1 pseudogene is annotated in these 278 nt (G+C 58.3%); it reads right to left on the bottom strand.

Features of this window, described 5'->3' with window-relative positions:
* A pseudogene (locus SB764_RS39660) lies at nucleotides 1-278 on the bottom strand (flagellar biosynthesis protein FlgA); the annotation flags it as partial.

The raw sequence follows: 278 nt of genomic DNA, 5'->3' as shown, positions 1-278 counted from the left end.
GCATCTCGCCGGGCTGCATATCCTTCTTCGCCGTGGCGACGGCATCGCCGCGAAATTCCTTTGAGCAACCGGTCGCTTCGTTGCGCAGGACGGCGGAGAGCACGCTGATCGATGTTTCAAGACCGATGATGTGGAACGGACGCCACATGGAAGCGTACCAGCCTGAAGGATCGGTCAGCAGGCCATATTGCTTGAAGCAGGCGCGGGCATATTCATTATGCGCCTTGAAGGTGACGAAAACGCCGTAGCGGATGTTGTTGAACACCTCGCGGCCATCC

The organism is Paraburkholderia sp. SIMBA_027, assembly GCF_046535315.1.
GTDB lineage: Bacteria > Pseudomonadota > Gammaproteobacteria > Burkholderiales > Burkholderiaceae > Paraburkholderia > Paraburkholderia tropica.
Note: the sequence above shows the minus strand (reverse complement) of the source record. Positions and strands in the feature narration are given on the sequence as shown.